Source organism: Embleya sp. NPDC020630 (assembly GCF_044334985.1).
Taxonomy (GTDB): Bacteria; Actinomycetota; Actinomycetes; order Streptomycetales; family Streptomycetaceae; genus Embleya.
In genome coordinates, this window is the sequence record NZ_JBIRUB010000007.1 from 371,566 (window position 1) to 388,456 (window position 16,891).

General features: G+C 71.9%; 14 protein-coding genes. 8 read left to right on the forward strand and 6 right to left on the reverse strand.

Annotated features, from left to right (window positions below):
- Positions 1 to 45: 45 nt before the first annotated feature.
- A complete protein-coding gene (locus tag ACH4XV_RS25525) occupies positions 46 to 1,053 on the reverse strand; it encodes a helix-turn-helix transcriptional regulator (RefSeq protein WP_395793585.1) in 1,008 nt (335 codons plus the stop codon).
- Positions 1,054 to 1,205: 152 nt separating this feature from the next.
- Here ACH4XV_RS25525 and ACH4XV_RS25530 point away from each other — a divergent pair, with 152 nt between their 5' ends.
- Complete coding sequence (locus ACH4XV_RS25530; protein ID WP_395793586.1) at positions 1,206 to 1,667, forward strand: VOC family protein; 462 nt, start codon at positions 1,206 to 1,208, stop codon at positions 1,665 to 1,667.
- A gap of 54 nt (positions 1,668 to 1,721) precedes the next feature.
- Here ACH4XV_RS25530 and ACH4XV_RS25535 read toward each other — a convergent pair whose 3' ends face one another.
- Positions 1,722 to 2,369: a response regulator gene (locus ACH4XV_RS25535; protein ID WP_395793588.1), complete on the reverse strand. Its 648-nt coding sequence runs from the start codon at positions 2,367 to 2,369 to the stop codon at positions 1,722 to 1,724.
- Positions 2,366 to 3,580, reverse strand: coding sequence for a sensor histidine kinase (locus tag ACH4XV_RS25540; protein ID WP_395793590.1), 1,215 nt, complete (start codon positions 3,578 to 3,580; stop codon positions 2,366 to 2,368). The genes ACH4XV_RS25535 and ACH4XV_RS25540 overlap by 4 nt, the downstream gene beginning before the upstream one ends.
- Before the next feature lie 178 nt (positions 3,581 to 3,758).
- On the opposite strand from ACH4XV_RS25540, the gene ACH4XV_RS25545 reads away from it, so the two are divergent.
- The 5 genes from ACH4XV_RS25545 to ACH4XV_RS25565 all read left to right on the forward strand — a co-directional run bounded on the left by ACH4XV_RS25545 (position 3,759) and on the right by ACH4XV_RS25565 (position 10,836).
- On the forward strand, positions 3,759 to 4,697 hold the full coding sequence (locus tag ACH4XV_RS25545; protein WP_395793592.1) for an ABC transporter ATP-binding protein: 939 nt from the start codon (positions 3,759 to 3,761) through the stop codon (positions 4,695 to 4,697).
- Positions 4,694 to 5,527: an ABC transporter permease gene (locus ACH4XV_RS25550; protein WP_395793594.1), complete on the forward strand. Its 834-nt coding sequence runs from the start codon at positions 4,694 to 4,696 to the stop codon at positions 5,525 to 5,527. Before ACH4XV_RS25545 ends, ACH4XV_RS25550 begins: the two co-directional genes overlap by 4 nt.
- Positions 5,528 to 5,574: 47 nt before the next feature.
- On the forward strand, positions 5,575 to 6,393 hold the full coding sequence (locus tag ACH4XV_RS25555) for an ABC transporter permease (RefSeq protein WP_395793596.1): 819 nt from the start codon (positions 5,575 to 5,577) through the stop codon (positions 6,391 to 6,393).
- Between the two features lie 221 nt (positions 6,394 to 6,614).
- Entirely contained in the window at positions 6,615 to 8,573 is a 1,959-nt protein-coding gene (locus ACH4XV_RS25560) for a fibronectin type III domain-containing protein (RefSeq protein WP_395793598.1), read from the forward strand.
- 139 nt (positions 8,574 to 8,712) lie between these two features.
- Positions 8,713 to 10,836: a fibronectin type III domain-containing protein gene (locus tag ACH4XV_RS25565; protein WP_395793600.1), complete on the forward strand. Its 2,124-nt coding sequence runs from the start codon at positions 8,713 to 8,715 to the stop codon at positions 10,834 to 10,836.
- 138 nt (positions 10,837 to 10,974) lie between these two features.
- On the opposite strand, the gene ACH4XV_RS25570 is transcribed toward ACH4XV_RS25565, so the two are convergent.
- The 3 genes from ACH4XV_RS25570 to ACH4XV_RS25580 form a co-directional block, all read right to left on the reverse strand.
- Positions 10,975 to 11,442, reverse strand: a complete 468-nt coding sequence (locus ACH4XV_RS25570; protein WP_395793602.1) for a pyridoxamine 5'-phosphate oxidase family protein — start codon at positions 11,440 to 11,442, stop codon at positions 10,975 to 10,977.
- Positions 11,443 to 11,481: 39 nt separating this feature from the next.
- Positions 11,482 to 13,617, reverse strand: a complete 2,136-nt coding sequence (locus ACH4XV_RS25575; RefSeq protein WP_395793604.1) for an MMPL family transporter — start codon at positions 13,615 to 13,617, stop codon at positions 11,482 to 11,484.
- A 173-nt stretch (positions 13,618 to 13,790) separates the two neighbouring features.
- Positions 13,791 to 14,393: an HDIG domain-containing metalloprotein gene (locus ACH4XV_RS25580; protein WP_395793606.1), complete on the reverse strand. Its 603-nt coding sequence runs from the start codon at positions 14,391 to 14,393 to the stop codon at positions 13,791 to 13,793.
- Between the two features lie 357 nt (positions 14,394 to 14,750).
- Here ACH4XV_RS25580 and ACH4XV_RS25585 point away from each other — a divergent pair, with 357 nt between their 5' ends.
- Both ACH4XV_RS25585 and ACH4XV_RS25590 read left to right on the forward strand, forming a co-directional pair.
- Positions 14,751 to 15,386: a hypothetical protein gene (locus tag ACH4XV_RS25585; RefSeq protein WP_395793608.1), complete on the forward strand. Its 636-nt coding sequence runs from the start codon at positions 14,751 to 14,753 to the stop codon at positions 15,384 to 15,386.
- Between the two features lie 863 nt (positions 15,387 to 16,249).
- Positions 16,250 to 16,888, forward strand: a complete 639-nt coding sequence (locus ACH4XV_RS25590) for a TetR family transcriptional regulator (RefSeq protein ID WP_395793610.1) — start codon at positions 16,250 to 16,252, stop codon at positions 16,886 to 16,888.
- Positions 16,889 to 16,891 lie beyond the last annotated feature (3 nt).

Consider the following 16,891-nt stretch of genomic DNA (forward strand, 5'->3'; position numbering starts at 1 on the left):
CGCGACTTCACGGGGGCACTCGCCTCGACGGGTAACGACCCACGCCTACTCGGGAGTCGGCGGCTCACCGCCGGGCCCGCCCGGCAGCGTCGCCCCAGCCGCGATCAGCCGTCCGGCCAACTCGCGGCAGCGAGCGCCAAGTTCCGGCGGGGCGATCGCCTCGAAGTCGTGGCCGAGCAGCGCCACGTGCATGAGGACGTAGTCGAGGCTGCCCCCACCGCTGACGACCTCGCAGCGGTCGTCCCCGTGCGGGTGTACGACGGCCGCCGACGGGGGGATCTGCGCTCGTACCGTCTCGGCCGGCGCGTGGACGAGGAAGCGGGCCTGGTACGCGTACACCCGACTCGCCACACCCTCCTGCACATACGCCGCCGCGTCCGGCGCGGCGCGCGGCCGGAAGCGCCAGGTCCGCGCCGACACCCCGGTCATCCGGTCGACCCGGAAACTGCGCCAGCCGTCCCGGTCGAGGTCGTACGCGAGCAGGTACCACCGCCGATCGGAGGCGACCAGCCGATACGGCTCGACCCGCCGCCGCCATACCTCGCCCCCGGACGGGTAGTCGAAGCCCGCCTCGACCTCGTCCCGGCACGCCCCCGCCAGCGTCATCACCACCTCGGGATCGACGGGCGTACGCCCCCGGCCGAAGAACTCCACCGACCCCGACAGCGCCCGCACCTCGTGCCGCAACCGCGCGGGCAGCACCCGATCGAGCTTGGTCAACGCCCGGAGCGCGGCCTCCCCCGCACCGGCGACCGCGCCGCCCGCACCCGCGAGCAACGACACCGCGGTCGCGATCGCCTCCTCGTCGTCCAGCAGCAGCGGCGGCACCTCCTGCCCCGCCCCGAGCCGGTAGCCCCCACCGACCCCCTGCCCGCCGTGCACCGGATACCCCAGCACCCGCAGCCGCTCCACATCGCGCCGCACGGTCCGCGCCGTGACCCGAAGCCGCTCGGCCAACTCCGCCCCGGTCCACATCCGCCGCTGCTGCAACAGCCCGAGCAACGTGAGCACCCGCTCCGTGGTCCCCAACTCGCCACCGCTCGCCACATCCATGCAGTCCACGGTGCCAGAGAACAGCGGACCGATCCTGTCCGCAATGCATGCCAGGATCGCCGACGTGGGAGGAGCAGCAAGCGCCCACCGGAAGACACAGGCCCCAAACCCTCACGAAGCCACACCCCCGAACCCCCACGAACGGATCACCCATGAGCCGCCGGATCCAGATCACCTTCGACGCCCACGACCCCAAGGCCCTGTCCACCTTCTGGCGCGACGCCCTCGGCTACGTGCACCCCGCCCCGCCCGGAGTCGACCTGCCCGAGGGCGCCGACCCCCTCGCCGCCTGGGACGACTTCCTCGCCCGGATCGGCGTCCCCGAGGACCAGCGCAACTCGCGATCGGCCATCGAGGACCCGGACGGCCGGGGCCCACGCGTGTTCTTCCAGCAGGTACCGGAGGGCAAGACCGCCAAGAACCGCGTCCACCTCGACGTCCGCGCGGCCCCCGGCCTCCTGGGCGAAGAACGTATGGCAGCCCTCGAAGCCGAATGCACCCGCCTCGAAGCCCTAGGCGCCAAACGTGTCCACCGCCAGAACCCCACCCCACCCCTCGAAGCCGGCCACATCGTCATGACCGACCCGGAAGGCAACGAATTCTGCCTCGACTGACCCCTGACCCGGGACCGCCTCGACACCGGCCGGCCCGTGCCCCCCGGCCGGCCCTCAGACCAGGTTTGCCTCGTAGGCGGTGATGACCAGGTGGATGCGGTCTCGGGCGGTGAGTTTGGACAGGAGGCGGGCCACGTGGCTTTTTGTGGTGGCCATCGTGATGTACAGCTCGGCGGCTATTTCGGCGTTGGAGAGGCCGCGGGCGATCAGGATCAGGACCTCGCGCTCGCGGTCGGTGATGCCCTCGATCGGGCGTCGGGGGCGGGCGGGTGTGGGGGCTCGGTCGGCGAAGTCGCGGATCAGGCGCCGGGTGACCGCCGGGGCGATCAGCGCGTCGCCGGCGGAGACCACCCGGATCGCGGCGATGATGTCCTCCAGCACCATGTCCTTGACCAGGAACCCGGCGGCGCCCGCGCGCAGCGCCCCGTAGACGTTTTCGTCCTCATCGAACGTGGTGAGCACGATCACCCGCGAGGCCGGGGACTTGGCGGTGATGATCCGGGTGGCCTCGATCCCGTCCATCACCGGCATCCGGATGTCCATCACCACCACGTCCGGACCGAGTTCGTCGACCAGCCGGACCGCGTCGGCTCCGGTGCCCGCCTCGCCGACCACGTCGATGTCCGCGATGTCGGCGATCAACATCCGCAGCCCGGCGCGCACCACCGGCTGGTCGTCGACCAAGACGACCCGGATCGTCATATCGGCAGCCCCGCGGCCACCCGGAAGCCGCCCTCGGGCCTTGGCCCGGAGCTGAACCACCCGTGCAGCAGGGCGACCCGCTCACGCATCCCGGCGATCCCGTAGCCGCTGCCCGCAAGCCCCGCCGCCCGACCTCCGGCTCTGCCGCCGCCGTCGTCCACGATCTCCAGCGCCAACTCCGCCACCCCGTAGTCCACCGACACCCGGCAGCGGTCGGCCCCCGCGTGCCGCACCACATTGGTGACCGATTCCTGGATGATCCGGAACGCCGACAACTCGATCTCCGCCGCCAGCGGCCGAGGTTGCCCCAGCCGGCGGATCTCCACCCGGACCCCCGCATCCGCCATGCCCGCCACCAGTCGATCGAGGTCCGCGAGGCCCGCCGCCGGCGCGCCCGGCGCCGAGCCCACAGCGCCGACGTCCGCCGCGCCGTCGTCCGCCTCGCGCAGCGCGCCGAGCAGGTGCCGCAGCCCCGTCAGCGTCTCCCGGCTGGTCGCCTCGATCACCCCGAGCGCGTCGCGCGCCCCGGTCGGCTGGGTCTCGATCACCCGCCGCGCCGCGCCCGCCTGGATCGCGATGGCGCCGATGTTGTGCGCGACCAGGTCGTGCAACTCCCGGGCGATCCGCAGCCGTTCGGCCTGCACCGCCTGTACCGCGACCTGCGCCCGCAACTGCTCGGCGTGGTCCTGCCGGAGGCGGATCCAACTGCCCAGGATCCACGCCGCGACGGCGATCACCGCCAGCCCCGAGGACGGCCCGGTGAGCACGGCGAAGATGCGGCCCGCCGGTACGAAGGCCGAGGCGACCACGGCCCAGCCGGTGAGCACGCTCACCAGACCCACCACCGAGGCCCGGCGCGTACAGGTCACCGCGAGATGGAAGACCACTACATCCGCCGCCAGGAACAGCGGCCAGCACCGCGTCCCGAACACCCGGGCCGCGACCGCCTCGGCCAGCAGCAGCCCGAGCACCGGCAATGGCCGCCGCACCGCCCACCCGATCGGCAGCGCCGTCACCACGGCCACCGCCACCACCACACCCGGCGACGGCGACAGGAAACGATCCCGAGCCAGGAACACAGGATGCATCGGCTGCGGCAGCGTCCCGTACAGCAGCAGCGCGAACGCGGGGACCGCGCACCAGCCGAGCGTCGTCAACGCGCCCGGCGACAACCGGGTCGGCGGGGCGGAGGGCTTCGAGAGTCGTGGCACGTGCCGACCCTAGCCGGCATCCGTCCCACCCCGAATCAGCCCGTGGACTGCATCCCACGGACGGAGCCGAGCCCACCCGGGGAAGGAGCCGCCCGCCCCCGCAGACCGCGCCGCCCGCCCCCGAGGCCGGGCCACGGGCCGATGCGACCCACCCCCGCCCCCGGGCAACCTCGACGGCATGATCGAGATCGAACACCTCACCAAACGCTACGGCCGCGTCCTGGCCGTCGACGACCTGACCTTCACCGTGCGCCCGGGCCGGGTGACCGGATTCCTCGGCCCGAACGGCGCGGGCAAGACCAGCACCCTGCGCATGCTGCTCGGCCTGAACACGCCCACCAGCGGCCGGGCGAGCATCGACGGGCGCTCGTTCCGCGAGTTCGGCACCGGACTGCGCCACGTCGGCGCGCTCCTCGACGCCAACGACGTACACAACGGCCGCACCGCGAACGCCCACCTGGGCGCGCTGGCCCGCAGCAACGGACTCCCGCGCGGCCGGGTGCGCGAGGTCTTGGCCACCGTCGGCCTGGGCGACGCGGGCCGGCGCCGGATCGGCGGCTTCTCGCTCGGCATGCGCCAGCGCCTCGGCATCGCCGCCGCCCTGCTCGGCGACCCGCCCGTACTGCTCTTCGACGAGCCGGTCAACGGCCTCGATCCGGAGGGCATCCGGTGGGCGCGCGAGTTGTTCCGCGAACTGGCGGCGGAGGGCCGCACCGTGCTGGTCTCCAGCCACCTGATGGGCGAGATGGAACACACCGCCGACCACCTGATCGTGATCGGCGCCGGGCGGTTGATCGCGGACGAATCACTCGCCGCCTTCGCGGCCCGCGCGAGCACCGGCGGCGTCACCGTGCGAACGCCGGACCCGACCGCACTGGCCGCCGTGCTGGCCGAGGCCGGCGCCACGGTCCGGGCGCACGGCCCCGACACGCTCGCGGTGACCGGCCCGACCGCCGCCGAGGTGAACGAACTGGCCTTCACCCAACGGGTGATGGTCCACGAGGTCACCGCACACGGCGGCACCCTGGAGGACGCCTTCATGCAGCTGACGGCGGACAGCGTGCGGTATCGCGCGGCGGCGTCGGCGGCCCGCGCCGAGGGAAGGGCGGGCCGATGACCACCACGTGGAGCACCCCGGACACCCGCCCCCGATGGCGCGACCTGATCGCCGCCGAGTGGATCAAACTGACCTCGCTGCGCTCGACCCCGATCGTGCTGGGCCTGCTCGTCCCGCTCTACCTCTACTTCGCCCACGACGGCGCCGCGACCACCTACGCCCACTGGCCGACCCTGGCCGCCGAGCTCAAGCGGCACCCGGATCCGGCGCACGACGCCTTCCCCTTCCCGAAGTTCCTGCTGCTGATGGCCACCGCCGGCACCCTCGGCGCGATGACCGTGGCGGGGGAGCAGGCGAGCGGCCTGATCCGGGCCACGTTCATCGCGGTACCGGCGCGCACCCGGATCCTGGCGGCCAAGGCGGCGGTGCTCACCGGCACCCTCGCCGTCGTCGGCCTGGTCATCGGCGTCGGCGTCTGGGGCGTCACGCTCGCCACCTACGGCGACCGGATCCCGGGCTTCTCATACGGCACCCCCGGAGTGGGCCGCGCCATCGCCGGCACCGCCGTGCTGCTTCCGGTCTGCGGACTGATCGGGATGGCCCTGGCGGCGATCATCCGCAACACCGCCGGAACGGTGTTCGCCGTGCTGGTCTTCTTCCTCGCCGGACCGGTGGCCGGAAAGGGACGCATCCCGCCGCTGGACGCGGACCGGAGCGCGCATGTCACCAACGCGCTGCCGGGCTACGCGTGGGGACGGCTGACCGTGATGGACCCGGGCCGCACCGTCGAACGGCTCCCGTCAGTGCCGACGGCCTGGATCACGCTCGCCGCCTGGGCGTTCGCCGCACTCGCGGTGCTGCTGCCGCTGCTGCGCCGGCGCGACGTCTGACCCACGCCGTGACCCGCCGCCGGCCCCCACCGCGACAAGGACCCAGGATGCCCACGCCCACCCCCACCACTCCGATCCCCTCCCACCCAGCCCGCTTCCCCGACCTCCTCGCCGCCGAGTGGCTGAAACTCTCCTCCCAACGGCTGCTCCTGCTCCCCCTCCTCCTCGCCCCGCCCTGCGCCGCCGCCCTGTCCTGGTTCCTGTGCTCCGGTGTGGACCTCATCGGCACGCGCGGTCGCACCGACTTCGATCGACTCGCCGCCTCCTTCAACCACGGCGTCTGGGGCTTCCTGATGATCGGCGCGGCGGTGATCGGCGCACTGTCCTTCACCGGCGAGTACGCGAGCGGCCTGATCCGCACCACCTTCATCGCCGTTCCGGACCGGCCCCGCGTACTCCTCGCCAAGGCCGCCGTGTCGACCGCCGTCGCGGCCGCGGTCGGCGTGCCCACGGCGATCGCCTCGTTCGGGACGTCCCAGGCGGTGTTGTCCGGCAAGAACCTCGGCCTCGCGCTCGGCGACCCCGGCGTGGCGCGCGGATTCCTGGCGGCGTGCGTACTGCTTCCGGTGGCCGCGCTGATCGGCCTGGCCGTCGGCGTGCTGGTCCGGCACCAGGCGGGCGCGGTCTTCGCGGTCTTCGTCACGCTCGGTGTGGTGCCCGAACTGATGCCCGAGGGCGGCCGATTCCTTGCCGAAGCGGCCAACCTCATGCCGCGCAACGCCTGGTCCGCACTGGCGAGCCTGGGCACCGCCGACGAACTCGGCCCGTACCCTCCGTCGGCGACCCACTCCTGGCTCGTCCTGGCCGGTTGGCCGCTCGCCCTCTTGGCCGCCGCCGCGCTCGTCCTGCGCCGCCGCGATCTCTGAGCGGCGCGCAACGTGGGCCGCAACGAGGGCAATACGCCCACTGCGGAGAGTAATCGAACGGCGACGCCCAGGTAAACGGCGTCGGATCACCGGGAAAACCTTGACACGCTCTATTGGTCTGGACCACTTTGGCCTAGACCAATAAGCGCGCAGGGCGGGCTGTCGCGCACGCAAGTCCCATCGCTACCACCCACATCGCTTCTCCACGCACGGAGGCAGTAGTGGCACGCGTTTCGCACGTTCCGCGAGCGAAGTCCCCTCGCCGCGGGCATCCCACCCTCGCCGCCCTCGCGGCGATCACCCTGGCCGGCGCCGGTCTCACCCTCGTGGGCGCCGGCAGTGCCCGGGCCGCCGACAACCTGGTGAGCAACCCCGGCTTCGAGGACGGACTTTCCGGCTGGACCTGTTCGGCCGGCTCCGGCGCGGCGGCGAGCACCCCGGTGCATGCCGGCACCGGGGCCCTCAAGGCCACCCCGGCGGGCGCGGACAACGCCCGCTGCAGCCAGACCGTCACGGTCCTTCCCAACTCCGACTACACGCTGAGCGCCTGGGTCCAGGGCAGCTACGTCTACCTGGGCGCGACCGGCACCGGCACCACCGACCCGTCCACGTGGACCCCGGGCGCCGGCACCTACCAGCAGCTCACCACCACGTTCCGGACCGGTCCGTCCACCACGTCCGTCACGGTCTACACCCACGGTTGGTACGGCCAACCCGCCTACTACGCCGACGACATCACCCTGTCCGGACCCGGCGGCGGCACCCAGGTCCCGGCCGCCCCCACCGGTCTGGCCGCCGGTGCCCCCACCGACACGAGCGTCCCCCTCTCGTGGAACACGGTGCCCGGCGCGACCGGCTACAACGTGTACCGCGACGGCACCAAGGTCCAGTCCGTGACCGGCACTTCCGCCACCGTCACCGGCCTGACGCCGTCCACCGCGTACAGCTTCCAGGTCACCGCGACCAACTCCGCCGGCGAGTCCCCCAGGTCGGCGACGGTGAGCGCGAGCACCACCGGCGGCGGCACCCAGATCCCCGCCACCCCGACCGGTCTCGCCGCGGGCGCGCCGACGTCCACAAGCGTTCCCCTCTCGTGGAACGCGGTCCCGGGCGCGACCGGCTACAACCTGTACCAGAACGGCGCCAAGGTGCAGTCCGTGACCGGCACTTCCGCCACCGCCGGCGGCCTGACTCCGGCCACCGCGTACAGCTTCCAGGTCAGCGCCACCAACGCGGCCGGTGAATCGGCCAAGTCCGGCGCGGTGACCGCGACCACCACCAACGGCGGAGGCGGCGGCACGCTGCCCAAGCACGTGCTCACCGGCTACTGGCAGAACTTCAACAACGGCGCCACGATCCAGACCATCGCCCAGGTGCCCGCCGAATACGACATCATCGCGGTCTCGTTCGCCGACGCGACCGGCCAACCGGGCGGCGTCTCGTTCACCCTCGACCCGGCGCTGAACTACTCCGAGGCGCAGTTCAAGGCCGACATCGCGGCCAAGAAGGCGGCCGGCAAGAAGGTGATCATCTCGGTCGGCGGGGAGAAGGGCAGCGTCTCGATCAACAGCGCGTCCGCCGCGAGCAACTTCTCCAACACGCTGTACACCCTGTTCCAGACCTACGGGTTCGACGGCGTCGACATCGACCTCGAAAACGGCATCAACTCCACCTACATGTCACAGGCGTTGCGCTCGCTCTCCGGCAAGGTCGGCCCGAGCCTGGTGATCACCATGGCGCCGCAGACCCTCGACATGCAGTCGACCGGAACCGAGTACTTCAAGACCGCGCTGGCGATCAAGGACATCCTCACCGTCGTCAACACCCAGTACTACAACAGCGGTGCGATGCTCGGCTGCGACGGCAAGGTCTACAGCCAGGGCACGGTGGACTTCATGACCGGCCTGGCCTGCATCCAACTCGAAGGCGGCCTGGCTCCCTCGCAGGTCGGCCTCGGCCTGCCCGCCTCGCCGCGCGGCGCCGGTTCGGGCTACGTCTCGCCGACCGTCGTCAACAACGCCCTGGACTGCCTGGCCAAGGGCACGGGGTGCGGCACGTTCAAGCCGAGCAAGACCTACCCGGGTCTGCGTGGCGCGATGACGTGGTCGACCAACTGGGACGCCCTGAACGGCAACCAGTTCTCCAACACCGTCGGCCCGCACCTCGACACGCTGCCGTAGCGCCACCGGGGCCTGTCCGGACCCGCCGAGATCCCGCCGCGATCCTGCCGGGATCCGCCGGACAGGCCCCGCCCGGGCCGGACCACGCGACCGGCCCGGGCTCCCCGCACCGTCCCGTCCCGACCACGCGAGGAATCCCATGTCCGGATCCACCAGCGTCCGTCCCCCCACGCGACCACGCGCCAAGCGGCTGCGCCCCCTCGTCGCCGCGGCGAGCACCGCGTTCTTGACCGCCGCCATGCTCACCGTCGCCGGCGGCGGTGCGGCCGACGCCGCGGACACCACCGCCGCCGGTGCCGCCGAACTGGTCCAGAACGGCGGCTTCGAGTCCGCCCTGACCGGCTGGACCTGCAGCGCCGGCAGCGGCGTCGCGGTCACCACCCCGGTACACGCGGGCACCGGAGCCCTCAAGGCCACCCCCGCCGGCAGCGACAACGCGCGCTGTTCGCAGACCGTCACCGTGCAACCCTCCTCGGACTACGTCATCTCCGGCTGGCTGCGCGGCAGTTACGTCTACCTCGGGGCGACCGGCACCGGCACCACCGACCCGTCCACATGGACCGGCTCCGCGCCGGACTGGACCCGCCTGACCACGAACTTCCGCACGGGGCCGAGTACCACCTCGGTCACCCTGTACACGCACGGCTGGTACGGCACCGGCGCCTACTACGCCGACGACCTCTCCCTGGTCGGCCCCGGCGGCACCACCCAAATCCCGGCCACCCCCTCCGGATTGGCCGCCGGCGCGCCGACCGCGACCAGCGTGCCGCTGTCCTGGACCGCGGTTCCCGGCGCGACGAGCTACAAGGTCTACCGCGATGGTGTGTTGGCGCAGACCGTCACCGGCACGAGCACCACGGTGACCGGCCTGACCCAGGCCACGGCATACAGCTTCCAGGTCAGCGCGGCCAACTCGGCGGGGGAGTCGGCCAAGTCGGCCCCCGTCAGCGTGACCACCACCGGAGGAGGCACCCAGATTCCCGCCACCCCGACCGGCCTCGCGGCCGGCACGCCGACCACGACCTCCGTGCCGCTGTCGTGGACCGCGGTGTCCGGCGCGAGCGGCTACAACGTCTACCGCGACGGGGTGTTGGCGCAGTCCGTGACCGGTACCACCGCCACCGTGACCGGACTGACCGCCGCCACCGCGTACGGCTTCCAGGTGAGCGCGACCAACGCGGCCGGCGAATCGGCCAAGTCGGCGGTGCTCACCGTCACCACCGCGACCGACGGTGGTGGCGGCCAACTGCCCCCGCACGCCCTGATCGGCTACCTGCACGCGAGCTTCGCCAACGGCTCGGGCTACACCAAGATGGCGGATGTACCCGCGAGTTGGGACGTGATCAACCTGGCCTTCGGCGAGCCGACGTCGGTCACCTCCGGCGACATCCGGTTCAACCGCTGCCCGGTGACCGAATGCCCCGGCGTGGAGAGCGACGCCGACTTCAAGGCCGCCATCCGGGCCAAGCAGGCGGCCGGCAAGAAGGTGCTGATCTCGATCGGCGGCCAGAACGGCCAGGTGCAACTGTCCACGACGGCCGCGCGGGACAAGTTCGTCCAGTCCGTCGGTGCGATCATCGACGAATACGGACTCGACGGCCTGGACATCGACTTCGAGGGCCACTCGTTGTCCCTGAACACCGGCGACACCGACTTCAAGAATCCGACCACCCCGGTGATCGTCAACCTGATCTCGGCGGTCAAGACGCTCAAGGCCAAGTACGGCAGCCGGTTCGTGCTCACCATGGCGCCGGAGACGTTCTTCGTGCAACTGGGCTACCAGTACTACGGAGCCGGACAGTGGGGCGGGCAGGACCCGCGCTGTGGCGCCTACTTGCCGGTCATCTACGCCCTGCGTGACGATCTGACCCTGCTGCACGTGCAGGACTACAACTCCGGCTCGATCATGGGCCTGGACAACCAGTACCACAGCATGGGCGGCGCCGACTTCCACATCGCGATGACGGACATGCTGCTCACCGGCTTCCCGGTCGCGGGCAAGACCGAGAACATGTTCCCGGCGCTGCGCCCGGAGCAGGTCGCCATCGGCATGCCGGCCTCGACCCAGGCGGGCAACGGCTGGGTGTCCACCACCGAGGTCAACAAGGCCTTGGACTGCCTGACCAAGGGCACCAATTGCGGGAGTTACCAGACCCACGGTGTCCGTCCGAACCTGCGGGGTCTGATGACCTGGTCGATCAACTGGGATCGGTTCAACAACCTCGAGTTCTCGCGCAACTTCGACACGTACTTCCGCAGGTAGGCCCCGCGCAGGAAGCACCCCGAGAAGCACCTCGGGAAGCATCCCGGGCAGCCCTCCCCGATACGACCCCCGCCGCCGGCACCCACGCGAGACCGGCGGCGGGCAGGTCCATGTTCGGCGACCCGCCGCCGAAGCCCGCTACGCGTGCAGCCAGTTGCCGTCCCGCAGGAGGGTGCGGCCCTTCAGCTCATTGGCCTCGCGCCAGGCCTGGAGGAGCCGTGGACGCAGGTGGAAGTAGTGGTACGGAGCGCCGGCCACACGCGGGTCGAAGCCGCAGACGGCGGCGAACGCGTCCGCCGTCTCGGCCGCCATGTCGGCGACCGCCACGGGTTCGGCGTCGGCCTCGATCATGATCACGTCACGGGTCGGCCCGATGCCGAGCCGGGCCGTACCGCCCGCCAGCAGGTTGCGCGCGGTCGGGCTCGTGGAGACGGTCGCGATCAGGATCGTCTCCCCGTCCCAGCGAAACGACAGCGGTACCAGATACGGCTTTCCGGTCTTCGCGTCGGCGGTGGCCACCCACGCGTCCACGTCGTGTTCGAGGCGGTGCAGGGTGTCCAGGCGGCGCTGTTCGGCGCTGCGGGCGGGCGGTCGCGGCGTGCTCATGGTGCGGGTGCCTCCGAATTCCGTGCTTGCGTCGTCGACCTAGTCTCGCGGACGTGCCGGCCGCCAGAAACGGGGGCCGATCTCCAGCGCGAGCGCCGGCAGGAGCAGACTGCGCACCAGGAGGGTGTCCAGGAGCACACCCACCGCGACCAGCACGCCCTGTTGCAGCGAGTTGACCGTGGGGATCACGGTGAGCGCGGCGAAGGTGGCCGCGAGCACCAGGCCGGCCGAGGTGATCACCCCGCCGGTGACGGCCAGTCCGGTCAGGATGCCCTCGCGGTGCCCACGTTCGCGGACCTCCTCCTTGGCGCGGGTCATCAGGAAGATCGTGTAGTCCACGCCGAGCGCCACCAGGAACAGGAAACCGAACAGCAGCAACCCCCGGTCGATCGCCGGATATCCCAGCGCGTGATACAGCAGCGCCGCCGCCCCCACCGCGGACCCGAACGACAACACCACCGACAGCAGCAGCACGATCGGCGCGACCACCGAGCGCAGCAGCACGATCAGCATCCCCAGGACGACCACCAGGATCAGCGGGATCAGCAGCCTCTCCTCCTCACTCTGCGCGTCGGAGGTGTCGAGCGTGACCGCGGTCTGACCGGCGACCAGCGCGGACCGGGTCTCGGCCGATCCGTGGCGCAGCGTATGCCGGATGCGCTCGATGCTCTGCCGGGCGGCGTGCGTGTCGGGACTGTCCCGCAACACCGCGGCGATGTGCGTCCAGCCGCCCGAACTCGCCACCTGGGTCGCGGAGTCGACGCCCGGCACGTCGGGCAACTCGCGCAACGCCACGGCGGCGCCGGCGTCGCGCACGTACACGTCGGCGGGCGCCGAGGAGCCGGCCGCGAAGTGTTCGGCGAGTCGCTCCTGCCCGATCACCGAGTCGACCTTCTTGGTGAACTGCTCGCCCTGGGTCTGCCCGCTGCTCAGGGTGAACGAGCCGCACGCGAGCGCCACGAGGACCACGACGCTGCCGATCCAGATCGGCCGGGGCCGCCGGCCGACGCCGCGCGCGATCCGCTTCCACGCACCATGGCCGCGCTCCACAGTCGTGTCCGCGTAGTCGCCCGGGTGGCGCGGGATCAGCGGCCAGAACACCCACCGGCCGAGGATGACCAGGAACGCGGGCAGCAGCGAGGTCATCGCGCAGAACACGATCAGCACGCCGATCGCCACCACCGGCCCAAGGCCCCGGGTGGAGTTCATGCTGCCGAACACCAGGCACAGCGTGGCGATGCCGACGGTGGCGGCGGACGCGGCGATCGCCGGCATCGAGCGCGTCACCGCGAGCGCCATCGCCTCGTGCCGATCCTCGTGCCGATGCAACTCCTCGCGATAGCGCGCGATCAGCAGCAGGGCGTAGTCGGTGCCGACGCCCAGGACCAGGACCACCAGGACGTACGAACTCTGCCCGTTGACGGTCAGATCGGCGTACTCGGCCAGCAGATAGACCACGCCCGACGCGACCTGACCGGCCAGTGCCACCGAGATCAGCGGGATCAGCCACAGCACCGGGCTGCGGTACGTGATCAGCAGCAACAGCGCCACGATCGCCAGCGTGGTGGCCAGGAGCGCGGCGTCCATGCCGGAGTAGACGTCGATGAAGTCGGCGATGTTGCCCGCCTGACCGGCGATGCGCACGTCGAGTCCGGCGACGGCGTGGTCCTCGGTGAGCTTGCGGACACTCTTCACGGCGTCGCCGAGCACCGAGTTGTCGCTCTTGTCGGTCTTCAGCGGCACGGTCAGGTACGCGGCGCGGTGGTCGTCCGACACGACGGCCGGGGCGATGTCGACGGCGGCGATCCGCCGATCGAGCAACTGCCGCCGGTCCTCGCCGACCCGGGCCAGGTCGGTGTCGCTCAGGCCCTCGGCGCGGGTGTAGACGACGACCGCCGTCATGATGTTTTTGGCGGTGAAGTACTTGTTCGCGACGTCGATCGCGTGGGTGGACTGGGAGTCCGCCGGCAGCCAGGTCTGCTGCTCGTTGTTCTGGACCGAACCGAGCTTGGCGGCCGGCGAGCCGCCGAGGCCGATCAGCAGCAGCCAGAACACCAGCACCACCCACTTCGACCGCCGCCCGGCGACGAACGAGGCGTAGCGCCGGAAGAGGGACGGCGGCCGCGGCGGCGTGCCGGCGCCGGCCGGTTCGGTCACGGATGTCTGCGTGGTCATGGGTGCTCACCAAGGGTCGAGTGGGCCGCGCCTGCGTCGGTCGAACTGCTGACCCGACGGGAGCGGCGAATGTGACACACGACCGGGGGCACGCGGTGGGCGCGGGCGACCTGATGCGCGGGGGCGGAGCCGGCCCGGTCCGCGCGGACCCGTCAAGATCCGCCGGACAGGGCCTAGCTGACGCGGTGGCCGAACTCGGTGGCGAGCGTGTCGAGTTCGGGGGTGCCGAACTCGGCCGTCAGGGCCTCGAACGTGACCACCTTGTCGTCGCCGAAGCGGCGGATCTTGGCGGCGAACGTGTCCGGGCGCAGGAAGCGGGGCGGGTTCGACTTGCTGTGGAACTTGTCCGCGTACATCACCAGGCGCTCCTCGGCCGACTCCGCGACGTAGTCGTCGACCGGGATCGGCAACTGCTGGTTCACCACGTCGGCCCGGGTCACGCCGACGCCGGTGTGACAGGAGCAGAACCGGTGCAGCACCTCGGGCAGGCCCTCCTTGCGCAGGATCTCCGCGCCGAGCAGGCCGTGCCGTACGTAGTTGGCGCCGTCGAGCCGACCGGTCTCGTCGTAGAGGCGGTACACGCCGATGTCGTGCAACAGGCACCCGGCCCGCACCAGGTCGTGGTCCACGCCCGCGCCGGCGGGGCCGGCCAGGAGCTGCTCCGCGATGCGCCAGACGATGGTGCAGTGGGTGTGAACCTTTTCGAAGATCGCTGGGGTGGGTGCGTACGCCTGGTGCAACGCGGTGATCTCGGCGACCGTCGGAAGTTGTGCCATCAGGGGAGCCTAGCCGAGGCGGCGTCGGGTTTGTCCGCACGGGTGACGGCCCCGCGTGGCGGTGGCGCGGGGTCCGCTCGGGTTCGGCGGGTGACTCGGCCGGAAGGCCGGACCGGGGTCGGGAAGGTCCGGGATCGGGTGGTGTGCGGGGGTGAACGGGCCTGTGTCGTCCGTGAGTTCGATCTCCGGCCGCCCCGACGGGTATCCTCGTGGTCGCCTGATGTTCGCCCGGTCGATCCTGCGGGGGCATCCCGGGATCGGGCACCGTGGAGGGGCGACGGCCGGCGACGTGCGCGCGCGCACGCTCGGGCGAGTCCGTCCGCGACCGACGGCCATCCCAGCGAACCAGGACACGCGATGACCCCGACCACGCTCGCAGGGCCCGCTCCCGCCGGGCGCACCGAACACCACGCGTTCATCGCGATCGAGGGCCCACCCGGCGCGGGTGCCGCCGCGCTCGCGGACACGCTCGGCGCGGCACTGGGCTGCACCCCGATCGCCGGACGCGCCGAATCGATCCGTCTGGACACCCGTCCCGGCCACGGCCTGGGCCTGGCCGGCCTGCTGCGGGCCGACGCGCTGGTCAAGCGCCACCGGCCGAGCGGGCCGGTGATCGTACACACGTGGGCGGCGGGCGTCGCCGCCGACGGGGCGGCGATCTACCGGGCCGACGGAACGCGGCTCAGCGCCCAGGTCGCGGAGTACCGGGCGGTACTGGAGGAGCCCACCGTCACGGTGCACCTGACCGCGTCGGCCCGCACCCTGCGCGACCGCCTCTCCGGCCAGCGCGTCCTGTCCGCCGACGACCGCGGCTGGCTCACCCGCCGAGGCGCCCTCGAACGGGTAGCCGAGGCCCACCTGACCCTGGCCCACGAGGCCGACCCCCGACACGCGATCGTGATCGACATCGACGGCCATGACGCGGGCGCGGTAGCCGACGTGGTCATCACCACCCTCCAATCCCGCAAATTCACGACCCCCAGCGCGGCATAGCCTGGAGGCCCCGTGGCCGCCGCCCCCCGGGCCGCCTCGCCCCGGCGGCGGTGGAGCGCAGCGGAGCCGCAACCCGCTGCGCAACCGGTGGAGCGCAGCGGAGCCGGAACCCTCGGTGCCGCGCAGCGGCAACGCCTCCCCGCGCCTTCGCCCCCGACGGAGCGAAGCGGAGGAGAATCACTTCGCCTCCTCCCCGATGGGGCTTTGCCCGGACGCGAGTCCTGCCCGGACGCGAGTCCTGCCCCGAGGCGGGTTCTGCCCCGGCACGGGTCCTGCCCCCGACCCGGGTTCTGCCCCGGCACGGTCCTGCCCCCGACCCGGGTTCTGCCCCGACGCGGCTCACCTGCCGGCCCTCACGATCATGGCCGCGCCTCGGTGGGGGCCGGGTTCGTGGCTGCCGCGGAGTGGTTTCTCCTCCGCTGCGCTCCGTCGGGGGCGGACGGGGGGCGTTGCCGCTGCGCGGCGCCGGTTCCGGTTCCGCTGCGCTCCACCGGTGGCGCAGTGGGGTTGCGGCTCCGCTGCGCTCCACCGCCGCGCCGTCGCGCTCGGCCGCCGTCTGTTTCGCTTCGTTGCCGCCCTTGCCGCCCTTGCCGCCCTTGCCGCCCTTGCCGTGCTCGCCGTGCTCGTTGCCCTCGCCGCGCTTGGCCGCCGTCCGCTTTGCTCCGCCGCTGCCCTCGCTGCCTCCGCTGCGCTCGGCCGCCACCGCCACCGCCACCGCCGCCGCTCCCGCGCCCCCGTCCCACCGCCGCCGTTCCGCTCGGCCGTCGCGCTCCGCCCTCGCCGCGCTCCGCCGCCGCGCTGCGCTTCTGCTGTGCGGGCTGTGGCTCTCTGGTTGGGGGGTGTGGTCACGTATTGTGACGGGGATGGGTGGTGGTGTTGTGGGGCTTCGGGAGATGAAGCGGGCTCGGTTGGTGGGGGCTATTTCTGATGCTGCCATCGGGCTGTTTGTGGCTCGGGGGTTCGATGCGGTGTCGGTTGCCGAGGTTGCGGCCGTGGCAGAGGTGTCCAAGCCGACGCTCTTTCGGTATTTCCCGACCAAGGAAGATCTTGTGCTGCATCGGTTCGCCGATCATCAGGACGAGGCCGGGCGGGTCGTGGCCGGGCGGGCGGAGGGTGTTTCTCCGCTGGCCGCGCTGCGCCTGCACTTTGTGGCCGGGCTGGAGCGGTTCGATCCGGTGACCGGGCTTTGTGACGCGCCGGAGGTGTTGGCCTTTCATCGGCTGTTGTACGGGACGCCGAGTCTGGTGGCGCGGCTGCTCGCGTATACCGATCGCGCCGAACACGCGCTGGCCGATGCGTTGGGCGGGCCGGATCCGCTGGAGGCGCTGTTGGCGGCCGGGCAGGTCGTTACCGTCCAGCGCATCCTGGCTCGGGAGAACTGGCGTCGGATCGCCGAGGGGGAGCGGGCGGCGGCGCTGCTTCCGGAGGCTCGTGCGGCGGCCGAGGGGGCGTTCGATCGGCTGGCCGGTGGGTTGACCCGGCTGGTAAGTGTTACTGAGTAACAT